The 17,676-nt window shown below is 47.3% G+C and carries 11 protein-coding genes and 1 CRISPR repeat array; of the genes, 7 read left to right on the top strand and 4 right to left on the bottom strand.

Features of this window, described 5'->3' with window-relative positions; genetic code table 11:
- Positions 1-17 precede the first annotated feature (17 nt).
- A complete protein-coding gene (locus QFX30_RS03065) occupies positions 18-1,067 on the bottom strand; it encodes a glycosyltransferase (RefSeq protein ID WP_300488046.1) in 1,050 nt (349 codons plus the stop codon).
- Positions 1,068-1,165: 98 nt separating this feature from the next.
- Here QFX30_RS03065 and QFX30_RS03060 point away from each other — a divergent pair, with 98 nt between their 5' ends.
- Positions 1,166-2,842, top strand: coding sequence for an AarF/ABC1/UbiB kinase family protein (locus QFX30_RS03060; RefSeq protein ID WP_300488043.1), 1,677 nt, complete (start codon positions 1,166-1,168; stop codon positions 2,840-2,842).
- 5 nt (positions 2,843-2,847) lie between these two features.
- Here QFX30_RS03060 and QFX30_RS03055 read toward each other — a convergent pair whose 3' ends face one another.
- From QFX30_RS03055 to QFX30_RS03045, 3 genes are read right to left on the bottom strand one after another with little or no spacing between them, the layout of a single operon-like run.
- The gene (locus tag QFX30_RS03055) at positions 2,848-3,732 is read right to left on the bottom strand and encodes a hypothetical protein (RefSeq protein WP_300488254.1); all 885 of its coding nucleotides are present in this window, start codon (positions 3,730-3,732) and stop codon (positions 2,848-2,850) included.
- A 27-nt stretch (positions 3,733-3,759) separates the two neighbouring features.
- Positions 3,760-4,914, bottom strand: coding sequence for a radical SAM protein (locus QFX30_RS03050; RefSeq protein WP_300488041.1), 1,155 nt, complete (start codon positions 4,912-4,914; stop codon positions 3,760-3,762).
- Between the two features lie 12 nt (positions 4,915-4,926).
- On the bottom strand, positions 4,927-5,988 hold the full coding sequence (locus tag QFX30_RS03045) for an mRNA surveillance protein pelota (protein ID WP_300488038.1): 1,062 nt from the start codon (positions 5,986-5,988) through the stop codon (positions 4,927-4,929).
- Between the two features lie 111 nt (positions 5,989-6,099).
- On the opposite strand from QFX30_RS03045, the gene QFX30_RS03040 reads away from it, so the two are divergent.
- From QFX30_RS03040 to QFX30_RS03015, 6 genes are all read left to right on the top strand, one after another.
- Entirely contained in the window at positions 6,100-6,450 is a 351-nt protein-coding gene (locus tag QFX30_RS03040; protein WP_300488035.1) for a hypothetical protein, read from the top strand.
- Between the two features lie 4 nt (positions 6,451-6,454).
- Entirely contained in the window at positions 6,455-7,765 is a 1,311-nt protein-coding gene (locus QFX30_RS03035; RefSeq protein WP_300488032.1) for a prephenate dehydrogenase, read from the top strand.
- Positions 7,766-7,965: 200 nt separating this feature from the next.
- Positions 7,966-10,155, top strand: a complete 2,190-nt coding sequence (locus tag QFX30_RS03030) for a CDC48 family AAA ATPase (protein ID WP_300488029.1) — start codon at positions 7,966-7,968, stop codon at positions 10,153-10,155.
- 258 nt (positions 10,156-10,413) lie between these two features.
- A CRISPR array of direct repeats spans positions 10,414-13,120; the repeat unit is 30 nt; unit sequence ATTTCAATCCCATTTTGGTCTGATTTTAAC.
- Between the two features lie 628 nt (positions 13,121-13,748).
- Positions 13,749-15,002 (top strand): adenosylhomocysteinase, encoded by a 1,254-nt coding sequence (ahcY, locus tag QFX30_RS03025; RefSeq protein ID WP_300488026.1) that lies wholly within the window; start codon positions 13,749-13,751, stop codon positions 15,000-15,002.
- Positions 14,977-15,633 (top strand): DUF2119 family protein, encoded by a 657-nt coding sequence (locus tag QFX30_RS03020; RefSeq protein ID WP_367186125.1) that lies wholly within the window; start codon positions 14,977-14,979, stop codon positions 15,631-15,633. Before ahcY ends, QFX30_RS03020 begins: the two co-directional genes overlap by 26 nt.
- A gap of 76 nt (positions 15,634-15,709) precedes the next feature.
- The gene (locus tag QFX30_RS03015) at positions 15,710-17,674 is read left to right on the top strand and encodes an IGHMBP2 family helicase (protein WP_300488023.1); all 1,965 of its coding nucleotides are present in this window, start codon (positions 15,710-15,712) and stop codon (positions 17,672-17,674) included.
- Positions 17,675-17,676: the final 2 nt, after the last annotated feature.

The raw sequence follows: 17,676 nt of genomic DNA, 5'->3' as shown, positions 1-17,676 counted from the left end.
GGGGGCTCACTTCAAACTCAAGACACTGATTTAACTGCCTCCTCCTCTATAATTTCAGCTATCCTATCTGCCGCCCCTATTACATCACCACTATAGGCCTCAGCGGCCCTCCTCATATCATCTGAAGCCTCAAGTGCCCTCAAAATAGCCCCATCTATACCATCAAGGTCGGTCTCCAGCACGGCCCCCCTGAAGACAGCACCCATGTTATGGTACCTTCCATACTTGACACCCCTCAGTGCCACCACCGGCACCCTCATTGCAATGGCCTCATGGACCATCACCCCATCATCAGAGAGCACCGCAAGGTCGGCGAGGCTGTAGAGGTCACTGACCCAGTCTATGTAGCCCAGGTTGATTATCCCCTCATGATCCACCATCCGCCCGTATTCCTCCCTGAGGGGGTGCCCCACAACTGTGATGTTTGCACTGACATCTGATTCTGCCATTTTAACCGCAGCCTCAGCCATCATCCTGAAGAGGGATGAACCTGAGGAGAAAACAATGGTTGGTTTATCAGGGTCAAATTCAGGGGGCATCCTTTGAATGGCCCTTTCAGGATCCCCCAGTGTTATATCAGGGCTGATGGGTGAATATACACTCTCAACACCCTCAACGTCCTTTCCGAACAGGTTGGACTCTGGAAGCGCCACGTTCCTGTTGAGGCGGGTGCAGACCCGTGCATCGGTTGGGGTTATGAGAACCCCCACAGCAGGCACTCCGGTAATTTTTGCGGCAAGGCAGCCCACCACCGCGCCCCCGCCTATCACGCCAACAACCACATCGGGTCTGATCTTCCTTATCAGCCTTCCTGTCTCGTAAACCGCCCTCAGGGTCCTGAAAGCAGCTTTCAGTAGTTTCAGTCTGCTTGCTGCGTGGCCTCCGGCCTGGGGTATCCTGACCCTGTGCCAGTCGATACCCCTCTTTTTGAGGAGTATCCCGGGGGCGCTGTGATCAAGTGCAAATTCGCATTCGAATCCTCTCTTCTCAAGTGCACTGGCTATGTTTAGTGCTGTTATTGCGTCTCCACCCATTCCCCGACCTGTTACAGTGAAAAGTGCCTTCATATGATCACCATGATTCAGTGAAAAACCCATGAAATGTAAAGGGAGATTCTATATCTGCAAAATAGGTTTAAATATTATACATTAAATAAGTGGTTAATATGAAGATACCCCCCTATAATAAAAGGCCAGACATGGGGCGCCTCAGGGAGATAGTAAGGGTAATGGGCAAGTACCACTTCGGGAACATACTTGAGGCCATAGGCCTCAAAAACAGGTTATTTGAAAGCCTCAAACTCTACATAAGGAGCCCTGAGGAGATCCATGAACCGGCCCCCGTACGCCTCAGACTCGTCCTCGAAGAGCTGGGGACGACCTTCATCAAACTGGGCCAGGTGTTGAGCACCAGAGCGGACCTAGTTGGCAGGGAAATAGCAGATGAACTGGCCAAACTTCAGGACGAGGCACCGCCGTTCCCCTTCAGGGACGTCAGGAGGGTTATCGAATCTGAACTTGGCATGCCACTGGAGGATATCTTTTCAGAATTCCAGGAGGAGCCCATTGCATCGGCATCCATAGGCCAGGTCCACAGGGCGCGTTTGAAAAGCGGAGAGGCTGTTGCCGTTAAGGTGCAGCGTCCGGGTATAGCCGCCACCGTAAAGAGTGATATTATACTCATGAAGTACCTTGCAAAGCTTGCAAATGACCGTATACCGGGTCTAGAGTACTACAATCTCCCGGGGATAGTGGCGGAATTTGAAAGGGCCATAAGGAAGGAACTGGACTACCATCAGGAGGCCAACAACGCTGAGAGATTCAGGACCATGTTCCTTGATGATGAAACCGTTTACGCCCCCTACGTCTACAGGGAATATTCCACCAGCAAGGTGCTGACCATGGAGTACGTTGAGGGGGTTAAACTCACAGAAATCCTTGAATCAGACATAAAATTCAATGCAAGGACAATAGCAGAGCGGGGTGCCCGTTGCTACTTCAAGCAGATATTCATACACGGCTTCTTCCACGCCGACCCCCACCCGGGCAATATACTGGTCCAGAAGGGTAATGTGCTCTGCTTCCTGGACTTCGGAATGATGGGTCACCTTGACCGTTCATTCAGGGATAAACTGGCTGAACTCTTCATTCTACTCATGAACTATGATGTGAATGGTATAGTGAACCAGCTTAGGTACATGAATATCCTCACAGAGGATACAGATCTTGAAGAGGTCAAGTACGATATAATAGACCTCCTTGATCGCTACTATGGTGCAGACGTTAAGAAGGTTGGGGAGATCCTCACAGAATTCACAATGCCTGAGATGATAATGAAGCACAGGATAAGGATCCCCCGGGACTTCGTACTCCTTGCAAGGGTTATGAGCATGGCAGAGGATCTTGGTGAGCGCCTGGATCCCAGATTCAATGGACTTGAAGTTGCATGGGAGATGACCTACAGTCTCATCAGAAAACGCCTGAACCCCCTGCGGAACCTGGAAGAGGTCCCCTCAACGCTAATAGAACTTGAACACATAGTGAACGATCTCCCACGCGGTATTATAAGGGCGCTCCAGCGGCTGGAGGAGGGCAAACTCAAGATGGAACTTGAGCACAGAAACCTCGATGAGATATCAAGGAGAATTGAAAGATCAACCAACAGGATATCAGTGGCGATGCTGGTATCAGCCCTTATAATCGGCTCATCACTGGTTACAATCCCAAAGGAGGCACTGATACTCCAGAAGTTCCCCTTCCTGGGGCTTTTTGGTTTTGCTGTGAGTTTCCTCATAGCCCTTGCACTCATAATTTCAATCATAAAGTCAAGGAGGATGACCTGATGGAATCAGGACTCCTGGAGCCGGGACGCATGGGGGTTGAAAAGTAGCCTCCTGAATCCCAGCGAAATCAGGAAGGGGTTCCTGATTCTGAAAGCCCTCCTACCGAGTATGATCCTCCTTAAAAGATCCCCGAGACCTCCGCCTGTCATGACATCCATATAAAGATCCCCAAGGGTGGGGTTCTCAATTTTAAGTCTCCTCTCAAGGAAGTCTGAGAGATTGCCCCTCCTTAAAATGGCCGTTACAAGGGGTGTCAGGAGAAAGAGCGCCAGGAGAAGCCAAGGCCCCCCTGAAATGTAGAATAATAGCCCAAGGGCAACTGCGAAGCTGTGGTTTCCAACCTCCCCCATCATTATCCTCCCCATGTAATCGAGTGGTGAGTATGCCAGTGCCACCACCATGATGAGAAGGGCAAAGTGGATTCCTGAACCCGTCATGACTGCTGCAGGGAGTGCCAGGAGGGACATGAGGACCGTCACGGTGCAGGCCACACCCGGCTGCATGTCGGCAATATTCAGTGGTTGTACCATGAGTGCCACAAGGAGTCCCCAGGCCCCCATGAAGGGGTAGGTGATGAGGAGGACTGCCAGTATACCCAATCCCCTTGAAAGCTGCCCCCACTCAATGGGAATGTTCATTATCCCTCTTCTTCCAGTAAGGTCATCAATAAAGGCCAGAGCCCCCATTACAGCAATAGGCACGTTAAATGGTGGGGATGTGAATATGGAGAGTGCTGCCCATGGAACAATACCTGCACCGCGGGGTGTGCCACCCCTCACATCAGTGTAGAGATTTGAATTTTTAAAGAGGGATATGATGGCCGCAGCAGCAGGTGTCAGTAGAAGCACGGCGACAGCCACTAAAGGCAGGGCCCAATCATAAATTAACATAACCAAGTTCTCACACCCCTTCTGTGATCATCCTATGAATCCCTCAGATGTCTGGACAATTACCCTTCTGAGGCCCCTGTCAAGCATCAGGTCACGAACCTCAAGCATTTCAGGAACCGAGGGTCTCTGTATATTTTTAAGCCTGAACTCGGGCCTGTAGTCAAGTAGGGTTACCTGGACGTCTGGACTGACAGAGGCTATCTCAGATGCCATTTCAGCAATCTCCCCTGTGGATATGAGTGCCCTGTTGTATGGGACTCCGAGGCCCATGAATATTCCATCATGCTCCTCAGATATGTATCTGAAGGCATTCCAGGAGTTTTCAAGGTATACCCTGGCTTTCTCAGGGTCGCTGAGCCCTGCTATCTTCATGAATGTCTCCAGCCTCCTACCCTTGAGGTCAATTCCTATCCGGTTCATGCCGGCCTCAACAAGTTCATCGATGTATCGCGGGGTGAGCACGGTACCATTTGTGTCCACGTGAATGTTGATTCCCCCATCAAGTTCCCTTATCCTCCTGACTGAACCGGAGAGCCATGACCTGTTAAGTGTGCATTCACCGCCAGAGAACGTCACGGTGCCTGTCCTGTAAATCGATTCAACGCCAAGCAGTATCATTGCGGTTTCTTCAGGGTCAAGCAAAGTGTCACCCGTGGTGAACGCCACCTGGCTGTTCTGGCACTGGGGACACCTCAGGTTGCATCCATGGGCGAAGCACACCACCTCAACGGGGCCATCCCCCTTTTCACTGAAGGGTGTCCCCACTCCCCCAGCAGTGTGGGGGCCGAAGTTGCTCACATACCTAAGTGGTGGTTCAGGTATGGTCTCTATGACCATCCCCTCCTCAAGGGGTGTTACACAGGACTGCACCGTCCTGCCATTTGCTGATACAGCGCAGGCCCAGCATCCGCCTGTACCGCATGGTGAGAATAATTCACCCTCACAGGGAATGTCACTTACCCTGATACCTGCAACCTCAAGGGCATCCCCCACGGTGCCAGTGGCCATGACATCTTCACTGTTTACTGTCACCCTGTACTCTGTATCATCCCTTCTCCCTGGAACAAGTGCTCCCTCAGGGCATACCATCTGGCAGGCCCCACACCCTGAACATTTTCCGCTGCACTGGAGCATCCTGCATCTCCCGCAGCCGGTGCATTTATCCTGGAGAATCCTGAACACCTGATACCCCCATCATGAAATCCTGAACCTCAATATACCTGCAAGTCCACCGAGGGATTCCAGCTGTTTGCCGCCCTCGTGTTCACTGCTTATGAGAACCACGGAACCCCCCATACTTTCAACGATATCAAGGTATCCCTCAATATCCTCTCTGCTTACAACCCTGTCAAGGACCAGCAGTCTCTCAACAGCCCCCATATTGATGGCTTCCAGCACCTTCTCCCTGCCATAGACCACGGTTTCAGGGTCCCTCGCCAGCCTCTCAAGGACCTCATTCACATTCCTTACCTCTGCTGCAACCCTGTTCTCTGATGAAACCCTCTCCACTGTGCCCTTCTTTAGAACCTCATATATTCCTGACCTTCCACCGGTCCCTGTATTCTCAACCACGGCCTTCCTTCCGATCTCAGGGTGCTTCTCAAGCAGGTATTCATGGAAGTCCGACTTGTAGAAGCCAGGACCTGCAATTATGATTGTCTCAAGTTCACCGTATTTTTTGAGGGCGTCCACTATACTCTCATAGAATTCAAGGCGCATTTTCCCACGGTCCCTCTGATGCATCCTCTTACCCGGGATGTGGCCTGTGATGGGGCCCTGGTAATCCACACCATACTGTCTTATGACTCCAATGTCTGCCACATCATCCTCAATCACAACTATCACGGCTCTGATATGCTTTGATGCCTCTACCGCCTCCTGAAGCCTCTTAAGTGTCCATCTGCTCCAGGAATCCTTTTTGATCCTGAGGGGGGTGTTGAGTTTAACCTCAAGGGTGTGGTGCGACCCGAGGGGGACCAGGTCCTCAGGGCCCCGCTCTATAACCCCTGTTGCTCTGAGTTTTCCTGTGTATATGTGGAAACTGACACCTTCCACCCTTATACCCAGATAGAAGGTTTTCTTAACTCCCCTGTCGCTTCTTATCTTCTCTCCGCTGGTATCCTGTATCCTCCTTGTTGTCCTTGCAGAAAGAAGGTCACCCTTCTCAATTATATGGGAGAGGTGCCAGAGGTCGTCAAGGGTTTCTGGTACGACTTCTATGACGCCGTTTTTCTCATCCTCATGTACTATCCTCATCTCTTCACCCTGAAATCAATTGGAAGATGATTCTATATGCTGAATGATCAATGATAATTATATATGAATGCTTTTATAAATTAAGACAGCTAAGGCGAGGAGTGTAATCTGATGGGTGACTATGATTCGGGCACTGCAATTTTTCTGAGCATCATCGTGGGCTTCATCATGCTATTCTTCATTGACGGCCTCTTTGTTTACACCTTCACGGGGTTCCTGGCAGCCTACCTCACAAGGGCTGAAAGGAGAAGTGCTGGTGGAGGGGGTGCCGCTTCACTCATCCTTGCGGTTATAAGTTTCTCATCAGGGATGGTATTCGGTCCTCGAATGCCTGGTAGGATTGCAGGTCTTGCCGCACCTGACATTTTCACCTTCACCACGGGTCTTGTGATCATCGGGGGCCTGAGCCTCCTGCTGGGTGGTATAGGGGGCTACATTGCTGTTAAAGCCTTCAGGGAGTAGGCTGATGGAAATGATTGTGAGCATCATAGGGGGTACTCGTGGGCTTGGATACTGGATAGCCAGGTTCCTGAAGGGGGAGGGCTTGAGGGTCATAATCACCGGAAGGGACCATGATGCTGGAATGGAAGCCGCATCAAGGATCGGTGTGGAATACTGTGCTGACAACGTCCAGGCGGCATCCCGTGCAGATGTGGTGGTTGTTTCTGTGCCCATAGATGTAACTGCAGATGTTATAAGGGAGGTCGCCCCCCATGTCAGGAAGGGGGGTCTCCTGATGGACGTCACATCTGTAAAGGAGGAGCCCGCCAGGGTCATGGAGGAGTCCATAGGGGATGGCGCCCACCATCTTCCAGCCCACCCCATGTTTGGGCCGAGGGTGTCCTCCCTTGAGGGGCAGGTTGTTGTCCTGACACCCACACAGGAAAACCCATGGGTTGATACCGTCATTGATTTCCTTGAGAAACGTAAGGCCCGTGTTATAGTAACTGACCCTGCAACCCATGACCGTATGATGAGTGTTGTGCAGGTGCTGACACACTTTGCCTACATAAGCATAGCATCCACCCTCGAGGTAGAGGGGGTCGATATAAGGGAGTCGAGGAAATTTGCAAGCCCCATATACAACCTCATGATAGACACCATTGCAAGGATAGTGGCCCAGAACCCATACCTGGCGTACTCCATCCAGACCCATAACCCCCATGGACAGGATATGCGTGACAGTTTCCTGAGGACTGCCTCTGAACTCAATGAGATGCTCAGTGATGGCAGGATGGATGAATTCGTATCAAGGATGGGTCTTGCAGCCAAGAACATCGATGATGTTGAGGCGTCCCTGGGGAGATCCGATAAGGCAATAGAGGCCCTCAATGAGGAACTTAAAATTCTGAAGGATTCTGTTGGAGAGGAAGTTGGTCTGAGGCACATCTATTCTGGTAAGGTGCACGTTGGGGTGCTTGAGTCGGTCACACCGGATTATGCGACCCTCAGGGAAGGTAAGAGGGTGCTCAGCTTCAAGATTTCCAACATAAGGGTTCTATCTGATGATGAACTTCAGAGGTGGAAGGCTGAGAACCTCCCCACACGTGTGTATGATATATCGGCTGTTTTTCCGGATACAGTGGACCCCGAGGTTATTGAGTACCTCACAGGGCTTCTTGATGGTGTTGCTGGCTCAGAGGTTGTTGATGTTTACAGTGGACCACAGATACCCGAGGGTCATGTGAGTTTAACCCTCAGGATTCGTGTATTCCAGCGGGAGGACTATGAGAGGGTCAGGGAAATCCTTGAGGGTATGGGGGCCAGGATAAGGTAGCAGCTGCCTGTCGGTTAAAGATGGCTGAAGTGGGCCAGCAGAGAAGTATTAATTGATTCTAATACTACTATATAAATGTACCGAAAACTTTATATATGATGACTTACTTCGATATTATAGTAACTTAAATTTACTAAAACATTCCGTTAAATTATAAATTTAACCGAAATCATAATAATCACATAAAAGAGGTGGGTTGTATGGCAGAAAAAGAAATAAAATTAAAGGTTGCAGAGGCCCTCGCCCAGCAGGACGTTGGTAGAGGAATAGCCCGTGTGGACCCCGCGTGTATGGAAAAACTGGGTCTCTCTGATGGGGACATAATCGAAATAGAGGGTAAAAAACTGACCGCTGCAACCGTCATATCATCACAGTCCGACATAGGCCTCGGAATCATAAGGATAGACGGATACCTCCGTAAAAATGCAGGGGCATCCATCGGCGAAGAGGTGACAGTGAGAAGGGCGGAGGTAAAGGACGCCCAGAAGGTCGTCCTGGCACCCGTTGACCAGGAAGTGATCATACGTGGAGACATAAGATCAGCATTCCTCAACAGAGTCCTCGTCAAGGGGGACATAATCGTATCAGGGATAAGGCAGCAGATATCCGGTGGGGGGCTCTTCGATGAGTTCTTCAGGGACTTCATGGACCTCTCACCCCTGGGGGAAATAAAACTCGCAGTCGTATCAACAAGCCCCGCAGGTGTGGTTAGGGTCACACCCACAACCCAGGTGGAAATGCAGTCAAAACCCGTTGACGTCAGCAAACTTGAGGGCGTAAAGAACCTCGTGGACGTCACCTACGAGGACATCGGAGGCCTCAAGGAGGAGGTCAAAAAGGTCAGAGAGATGATAGAGATCCCCCTCAAGAGGCCCGAACTCTTCGAGAGGCTCGGCATAACACCACCAAAGGGTGTCCTCATGCACGGGCCACCAGGTACAGGTAAGACACTCCTCGCCAAGGCAGTCGCCAACGAAAGCGACGCCCACTTCATAGCCATAAACGGTCCCGAAATAATGAGCAAATACGTTGGAGGATCAGAGGAGAGACTCAGAGAATTCTTCGAGGAAGCAGAGGAAAACGCGCCATCCATCATATTCATAGATGAAATAGATGCAATAGCACCCAAAAGGGAGGACGTCAGTGGCGAGGTTGAAAGGAGAATAGTTGCCCAGCTCCTCACCCTCATGGACGGCCTGAAAAGCAGGGGCCAGGTTGTGGTCATAGGTGCAACCAACAGACCAGACGCCCTCGACCCTGCGCTCAGAAGACCCGGAAGATTCGACCGTGAAATCGAAATAGGCGTCCCTGACAGGGAAGAGAGAAAGGAGATACTCCAGATACACACCAGGGGTATGCCGCTGGCAGAGGACGTTGACCTGGATGAACTCGCAGAGATAACCCACGGTTTTGTGGGCGCAGACCTGGAATCACTCTGTAAGGAATCCGCCATGAGAGTGCTGAGGAGGGTTCTCCCTGAGATAAAGGCCGATGAGGAGATACCCAAAGAGGTCCTCAAGAAGATGATAGTCACAAGGGCAGACTTCAAGGAAGCCCTGAAGGAGGTTCAGCCATCAGCACTCAGGGAGGTCCTCGTACAGGTGCCCAACGTCTCATGGGATGACATAGGTGGACTTGAAGATGCTAAACAGGAACTCAGGGAGGCCGTAGAGTGGCCCCTCAAGTACCCTGACAGGTTCAAGAAATTCGGCATAAAACCACCAAAGGGCATCCTCCTGCATGGATCACCAGGTACAGGTAAGACACTCCTCGCCAAGGCAGTCGCCAATGAGAGCCAGGCAAACTTCATAGCCGTGAAGGGACCTGAACTCCTCTCAAAATGGGTGGGCGAATCTGAGAAAGGTGTCCGTGAAGTCTTCAGAAAAGCCCGTCAGACAGCACCAACCGTGATCTTCTTTGATGAGATAGACTCAATAGCCTCAGTGAGAAGTGGAAGCACGGCAGACTCAGGTGTGACCCAGCGCGTTGTGAACCAGCTCCTCACAGAGATCGATGGACTTGAGGAACTGCAGGACGTTGCTGTGATAGCCGCAACCAACAGGCCAGACATCCTTGACCCTGCACTCCTCCGACCTGGAAGATTCGACAGACACGTCAAGGTAGAAGACCCCGACAGGGAGGCAAGGCTCGCCATATTCAAGGTGCACACCAAGGATATGCCGCTTGCAGATGACGTGAACCTTGAAAAACTGGCGGACAAGACAGAAGGATACGTTGGTGCCGACATTGAAGCCGTCTGCAGGGAGGCCGCCATGCTGACACTCAGAGAGAACATGGACGCAGAGGAGGTCCCGATGAAACACTTCCTTGAGGCCATGGAAAAGATAAAACCAAAGGGTGGCGTTGAGGAACAGGTTCAGTACCATTAACCTCTAAATTTTTTTAAATGAATTTACACATTTTTAATTTAAAAGAGATCTTTTTTTAAATTCAGGATAAATAAGCATTACAACCTCTTCGACTGTTTAAGGAAAAGACAAAGGGATGAGTCTGCCTATCATCCTCCCAATATCATACTCCAAAAAAAGAGAACGAGTAACAAAAACAATAGAATTAAAAATATACATCCTTGTATTTCCTTAGTCTCATCACTCACCAATCTAACCACCTTCTTATCCATACTTTAAATTTCAATCCCATTTTGGTCTGATTTTAACCTTGCGAGTTCGACTGCTTTTTCCATTTCTTCGTATTTCAATCCCATTTTGGTCTGATTTTAACCTATCTCTACTTCAATTGTCTTCATATTATCTCTCTCCTATATTTCAATCCCATTTTGGTCTGTTAACCCCCCTTGACACTAAAAGAGGCCGGGGGGCCCTAATCAATTTCAATCCCATTTTGGTCTGATTTTAACGAGGAATTCTATGAATTCCATGAGACCCATCGCTATTTCAATCCCATTTTGGTCTGATTTTAACAAGTTGTAAGTTGTAAGTTATCAGTGGGGGGGTTAGAATTTCAATCCCATTTTGGTCTGATTTTAACATCCTCCATCTGCTTAAATTTGAAGACGACCAGACCCTATTTCAATCCCATTTTGGTCTGATTTTAACTATGCCAGCTTTTGACAAAAAACGCCTTATTAGTTCATTTCAATCCCATTTTGGTCTGATTTTAACTCATTTGTCTACCAAAAAATACATACCAAACACCTGCAGATTTCAATCCCATTTTGGTCTGATTTTAACAAAAAAATGGAGGATGAGAAACATGACAGAAGTGTAATTTCAATCCCATTTTGGTCTGATTTTAACTTGTACATATTTCTAAAAAGTTTGATAAAGTAGTAGTTGTATTTCAATCCCATTTTGGTCTGATTTTAACAGACAAATACATCATAGACGAAATAATAAAACAATTTCAATCCCATTTTGGTCTGATTTTAACGTGTGACCAGTGAAGGCCTCCTAAGGGGCGCGTTTGATTTCAATCCCATTTTGGTCTGATTTTAACCCCATTCTCATTAGAGACATAGAGTTCCTTGCCCTCTACATTTCAATCCCATTTTGGTCTGATTTTAACAAATAAAAGGTGAATAGAATGTTTAAAGAAGCTATAAAATTTCAATCCCATTTTGGTCTGATTTTAACACAAGACAGACAAAATGAAAGAAGAAGCACTAAAACATTTCAATCCCATTTTGGTCTGATTTTAACACTGATACAGCAGAATTAGTGTCTGATAGTTTTAATTTCAATCCCATTTTGGTCTGATTTTAACAAAAAAGACAATAGGTGATAATATGGTAAAGGTAAGAGTATTTCAATCCCATTTTGGTCTGATTTTAACCCCAAACCCTCAACGAGAACAATATCAGATACAATATTTCAATCCCATTTTGGTCTGATTTTAACTCACATCAGACCCATCATCATCTGACACCATATCATCCACATTTCAATCCCATTTTGGTCTGATTTTAACGTACTTGATACAGTTCGCGTCCCAACTTCTAAAAGTATTTCAATCCCATTTTGGTCTGATTTTAACCTTCAACGCTTTTTAAGCGCGTTTCTAAGATGCTGTCATATTTCAATCCCATTTTGGTCTGATTTTAACGATTCTGGTATGAGGGGTGTTGTGTCCATCAATGCTCGTATTTCAATCCCATTTTGGTCTGATTTTAACTAACACAGGTCATTGTAGAGGAGTTATCGAGACTATAAAAGATTTCAATCCCATTTTGGTCTGATTTTAACTGTGCGTAACTATATTGATTTCCAATCTGATGCTGATGATTTCAATCCCATTTTGGTCTGATTTTAACAGAATGAAAAAAAGAAACATCAAACATAAAAAAAATATTTCAATCCCATTTTGGTCTGATTTTAACCTTATAAGGGCTGGATTGCCCGTTAAAGCTCCAATGAATTTCAATCCCATTTTGGTCTGATTTTAACAATACTGGAGAGAATAGAAGTAGGGATAGAAATAAATGAATTTCAATCCCATTTTGGTCTGATTTTAACAAGTCTCTTATCTACCCCGATAAGAGACTAAAAAAGCTAAAAATTTCAATCCCATTTTGGTCTGATTTTAACGAATAATGGCCTTAAGGAGTATGCAAAACTCCTTAATTTCAATCCCATTTTGGTCTGATTTTAACCCATCAGTGAAGAAGTAGGAATGATAACCCCCATTAGATTTCAATCCCATTTTGGTCTGATTTTAACCATTTTATACAGTTAACACCCTCATTCCCAGTAACAAAATTTCAATCCCATTTTGGTCTGATTTTAACTTTTGAATGTTTTGATATATATGTAACAGTTAAAAGTATTTCAATCCCATTTTGGTCTGATTTTAACTCAACCCCCGGATATTTCAAGGCAAATAAAGGATTTCAATCCCATTTTGGTCTGATTTTAACTCATTCTTTCACCTCCTTTATGTATATGTCTATGTGGATTTCAATCCCATTTTGGTCTGATTTTAACTCTCTTTTGGGCTTATCTGTTTTTTCTCTGCATAGTTGATTTCAATCCCATTTTGGTCTGATTTTAACACTTCAGGGTGGTTTCAGGTGAGGATTAACATTGATGATTTCAATCCCATTTTGGTCTGATTTTAACTAAAAACCCCTCCTGTTAATCAACCAATAAAAATTTCAATCCCATTTTGGTCTGATTTTAACCTATAAAACCTGAGGTTTTAATGAATGATAAGCCATTTCAATCCCATTTTGGTCTGATTTTAACATTTATGATGAGGCTGGAGAATTCCAGGGCCTTAAACATTTCAATCCCATTTTGGTCTGATTTTAACACAGCAAACTCTTCAACACCAACATCACAGAACTCAATTTCAATCCCATTTTGGTCTGATTTTAACAGGGCGGATTTTTTCTCTATTTGGCCTGTATCACTCTGAAATTTCTCCTCTCAGACTTATAAATTTGTCGATCCCCGATAATGCAGTTCATTTATATTGACAGACGACTTGCTTTTGGGCTTTATAATTAAAAAATAAAGATCATGAATAATTTAAAAAATTAAAATCAAAATTTTAGCGAGATAAAAAGTTAAAAATAAACTATAATGCCTTTTAATGATAAAAGAAGCTTAAAATAACATGTGGTTATTATAAAAGGCTAGCTGGAAAATGGTCAAAAACTTCTGAAGGATATCCCTTCAATGACCTTAAAAAATTATTTTATTGGATTAAAAGCTTTAAAAATATTTTTTAGTGTGATATGAACTTATTAGAATCACTAAAAATGTTTTATAATTTCAAAGAGTTTATTGGAATTTTCATTATTGAATCAAAATCTTTTAAATCTTTATAATCTAAAAAAACAAAATTTAAGCAATTATATGGATCATTAACAGCCTTCTGTGGTGGATCCGGAAGGCGAAAAGCAATAATGAAAAGTCACCAGAAGGCCTCCTCATAACTATTTTTAAGTGGTCACTCCAACTATTTATCTAAAGTCAATGAATTAAGTTAACCTGGTGATACCATGCCATATAATGTTAAAGACATATCACTTGCCCCACAGGGTAAAAAGAAGATCCAGTGGGTCCAAGAACACATGCCTGTACTTGAAAGGATCAAGAGGGACTTCTCAGAGGAAAAACCATTCGAGGGGATCACAGTAGCATCATGCCTCCATATAGAACCAAAAACCATAAACCTGGGACTCACCCTCCTTGCAGGCGGTGCAGAGGTTGCCATGACAGGATGCAACCCCCTATCAACCCAGGACGATGCAGCCGCCGCTGGAGCAAAAATGGGCCTTAACATGTACGCCTGGCGCGGTGAAACCAATGAGGAGTACTATGAAAACATACACCGTGTCCTGGACCATGAACCTGACATCCTCATAGACGACGGGGCAGACATGATATTCCTGGTGCACAGGGAAAGGAGGGAACTTCTTGATGGAATAATAGGTGCCTGTGAGGAGACAACAACAGGTATACACCGACTAAAGGCCATGGCAGCCGATGGTGCCCTCGAATTTCCCGTGATGGCCGTGAACGACGCCTACACAAAGTACCTATTCGACAACCGCTATGGAACCGGCCAGTCCACATTTGACTCCATAATGGGAACCACCAACATGCTCATAGCAGGCAAAACCGTTGTGGTGTGTGGCTATGGTTGGTGCGGACGCGGAATAGCCCTGAGGGCCCAGGGCCTTGGCGCGAATGTCATAGTAACCGAGGTTAACCCCATAAGGGCACTCGAGGCCCGTATGGATGGATTCAGGGTTATGAGGGTCTCAGAGGCCGTTAAACATGCAGATATACTGGTAACTGCAACAGGAAACACTGATGTGGTTGCGGGTGATGACTTCATGAACATGAAGGACGGCTGTGTGATGGCAAATGCAGGCCACTTCAACGTTGAAATAAACAGGGAGGACCTTGAAAGGTTATCAGGGGAGAAAAGACTGGTTAAGGAGGACATAGAGGTCTTCATCATGCCTGATGGGCGCAAATTATACCTCCTTGCCGAGGGGAGACTGGTGAACCTCGCCTCAGAGAGGGGTCAGGGCCACCCCGCAGAGATAATGGACATGAGCTTTGCAATGCAGGCACTATCAGCGAGACACCTCCTCACTGAAAAACCTGAACCCGGCGTCTACAGGGCCCCTGATGAGATAGACATTCGGGTTGCGGAGATGAAGCTGGAGGCCATGGGAATCCAGATTGATGAACTGACAGAGAAACAGAGAAGGTACCTTGAAAGCTGGGAAGAGGGTACATAGGAGGAAGAACTTGGGTTTCTTCAGGATGATAGATAAGGGTAAAGGTCCTGTAAGACTCTTTGTTGGTGGTGTGCATGGAAAGGAGGGCTTCACAGCTATAAGGGCCCTTAAGAGGCTTGGTTTCAATGTCATCAGGAGTGGAAAGCTGATAATATACAGCTGCAACCCAACAGAGTACCTGAGCACACTCGACCCCAATTATTACAGGAGCCAGCAGGGAAGAGAAATAATAGGACTCATAGAGAAGTACCAGCCATCAACATACCTGGAGGCCCACTGCTACAGGGAGGAGAGCTACAGCAGATTAACGGATCCCTCAAGGAGGAGCAGGGACGGTGTCCCTCCCCTCATAGAACTGGAGAAGGGTGTCCTAATAGGGTCGGTATCACCCCACATACGCAAGAAACTCTTCAGACGCGAGGACATCTGCCTGACCATTGAGATGCCCTGTTTAAGGGGACCAGAGGATGAAGTTGATAGTCTTGAGGTTTACGTGAATTTCCTGAAGACCGTTGCATCATCAGAGACCCGTGAAGAACTGGAGGAGCGTCTTAGCAAGAGATACCCAAAGCAGGTTGAAACCGCAAGGAGATACGCCAGGGAGTTCTTCGGGGAATACCCACCATTCTAGGTGAATCCTATAAAATCATGTTAATGAAGATAATGAGATACTACCGTAGGTAAAGTCTGGGGTGGATACTATCAGTGTGAAATCATATATAAAGAGGCTCATTAAACTTGTTGAGATGGAGAGGGAGGCAGAGATAAACGCCATGATGAACGAGATAAGGAGACTGTCCCCCCAGAAGCGTGAAAGGATAGGAAGGGCCATAAATGGCCTTAACGGTAAGGTAACCGGGCGTGAACTTGGATTTCATCTCGTGAAATACGGGAGGAGGGAACCCATAGATACCCAGATATCAGTGGGTGACCTTGTCCTGATAAGCCGTGGAAACCCCCTCAGAAGTGACCTCACAGGTACCGTGGCGGCGAAGGGTAAACGATTCATTGTGGTGGCACTTGAAAATGTCCCCCGCTGGGCCCTGAGGAACGTAAGGGTGGACCTCTACGCCAATGACATAACCTTCCAGAGGATGATAGACAACCTCAAGGGTGCAGGAAGGAATGTGTTCAGGGTTTTAAGGTTTCTACTTGGGAATGAAAAGCCATCTGGTCACCAGATTGTTGAATTTGAACCCGTGGACCCTGAACTCAACAGGTCCCAGAGGGAGGCTATAATGAGGGCCCTTGGATCAGATGACTTCTTCCTTATACATGGACCCTTCGGTACAGGGAAGACCCGTACACTCCATGAACTCATAAGGCAGGAGGTCAGGAGGGGTAACCGTGTCCTTGTGACGGCTGAGAGCAACGCTGCAGTTGATAACCTCCTTGAGGGAATCGCAGGTCATCTGAGGTGTGTCCGTCTTGGACACCCCCAGAGGGTCTCCAGGACCAACCTGCAGGAGACACTTGCATATAAACTTGAGAACCACCCCGACTACAGGAGGGTCCTCGAATACCAGGAGAGGGTTGACAGGCTCATTGAGGAGCGTGAAAGGCACCATAAACCCACCCCCCAGCTACGAAGGGGGCTCACAGACAGTCAGATAATGATCAACGCAGCAAAGAGGAGGGGCGCCCGGGGAATATCCCCCAACGTGATGATATCCATGGCCCGCTGGATAGAGGTCAACCAGCAGATAGATGAACTCCACAGGAAGATGCAGGAGGTTGAAGTTGAAATCGTTGAGAGGATAATCCGTAACAGCCAGGTTGTCCTTGCAACCAACTCATCTGCGGCCCTCGAGTACATAGATAATGTGAAGTTTGATGTTGCGATTGTCGATGAGGCATCCCAGGCCACAATTCCCAGTATACTCATACCACTCTCACGTGCACCAAGGTTCGTGCTGGCAGGGGACCATAGGCAGCTTCCACCGACCATACTGAACCCTGAGGCCTCTGAACTGGAGTTGACACTCTTTGAGGAGCTCATAGGGTCATACCCTGAGAATTCATGGATGTTGAACTGCCAGTACCGTATGAACCCTGCCATAATGGAGTTCCCGAACAGGGAGTTCTATGGGGGAAGGATAAGGGCCCACCCTTCCCTTGAGGAAATCTCAATACTGGATGTTATATCCTCTGAGATCCCTGACTCAATGCCGCACAGGAAAATTGCAGAAAGGGACCCTGTCCTCTTTATTGATACCTCGAAGGTTGGGAGGGGTGAGAGGAGGCTGAAGGGCTCAACATCAATCCAGAACCCCCTTGAGGCTGACCTTGCAGTTATAATCGCTGGTGCACTCATCAGGATGGGTGTGAAAGAAGAGGAGATCGGTATAATAACACCCTACGATGACCAGGTGGACCTGATATCCTCCATGACCCCTGTTGAGGTTAACAGTGTGGATGGTTTCCAGGGACGTGAGAGGGAGGTCATCATCATCTCAATGGTTAGAAGTAACAGTGAAGGTAACATAGGTTTCCTCAGGGATCTCAGGAGACTCAATGTTTCACTTACACGGGCAAGGCGCAAGCTCATAATAATAGGTGATACCGGTACCCTCTCATCACATCCATCCTACCGGAGGCTGATTGAATACTGCAGGGAAAAGGGATTCCTATATGAACCCTCCGCTGATGATCTGCGGGAGTGGAGTTCATGATT

The sequence above is a fragment of the Methanothermobacter sp. genome (assembly GCF_030055435.1).
GTDB lineage: Archaea > Methanobacteriota > Methanobacteria > Methanobacteriales > Methanothermobacteraceae > Methanothermobacter.
Note: the sequence above shows the minus strand (reverse complement) of the source record. Positions and strands in the feature narration are given on the sequence as shown.

Bases quoted from the DNA above. Each gene is read 5' to 3' on its own strand.
- QFX30_RS03065 (WP_300488046.1), bottom strand. From the start codon at position 1,067: ATGAAGGCACTTTTCACTGTAACAGGTCGGGGAATGGGTGGAGACGCA.
- QFX30_RS03060 (WP_300488043.1), top strand. From the start codon at position 1,166: ATGAAGATACCCCCCTATAATAAAAGGCCAGACATGGGGCGCCTCAGG.
- QFX30_RS03055 (WP_300488254.1), bottom strand. From the start codon at position 3,732: ATGTTAATTTATGATTGGGCCCTGCCTTTAGTGGCTGTCGCCGTGCTT.
- QFX30_RS03045 (WP_300488038.1), bottom strand. From the start codon at position 5,988: ATGAGGATAGTACATGAGGATGAGAAAAACGGCGTCATAGAAGTCGTA.
- QFX30_RS03040 (WP_300488035.1), top strand. From the start codon at position 6,100: ATGGGTGACTATGATTCGGGCACTGCAATTTTTCTGAGCATCATCGTG.
- QFX30_RS03035 (WP_300488032.1), top strand. From the start codon at position 6,455: ATGGAAATGATTGTGAGCATCATAGGGGGTACTCGTGGGCTTGGATAC.
- QFX30_RS03030 (WP_300488029.1), top strand. From the start codon at position 7,966: ATGGCAGAAAAAGAAATAAAATTAAAGGTTGCAGAGGCCCTCGCCCAG.
- ahcY (WP_300488026.1), top strand. From the start codon at position 13,749: ATGCCATATAATGTTAAAGACATATCACTTGCCCCACAGGGTAAAAAG.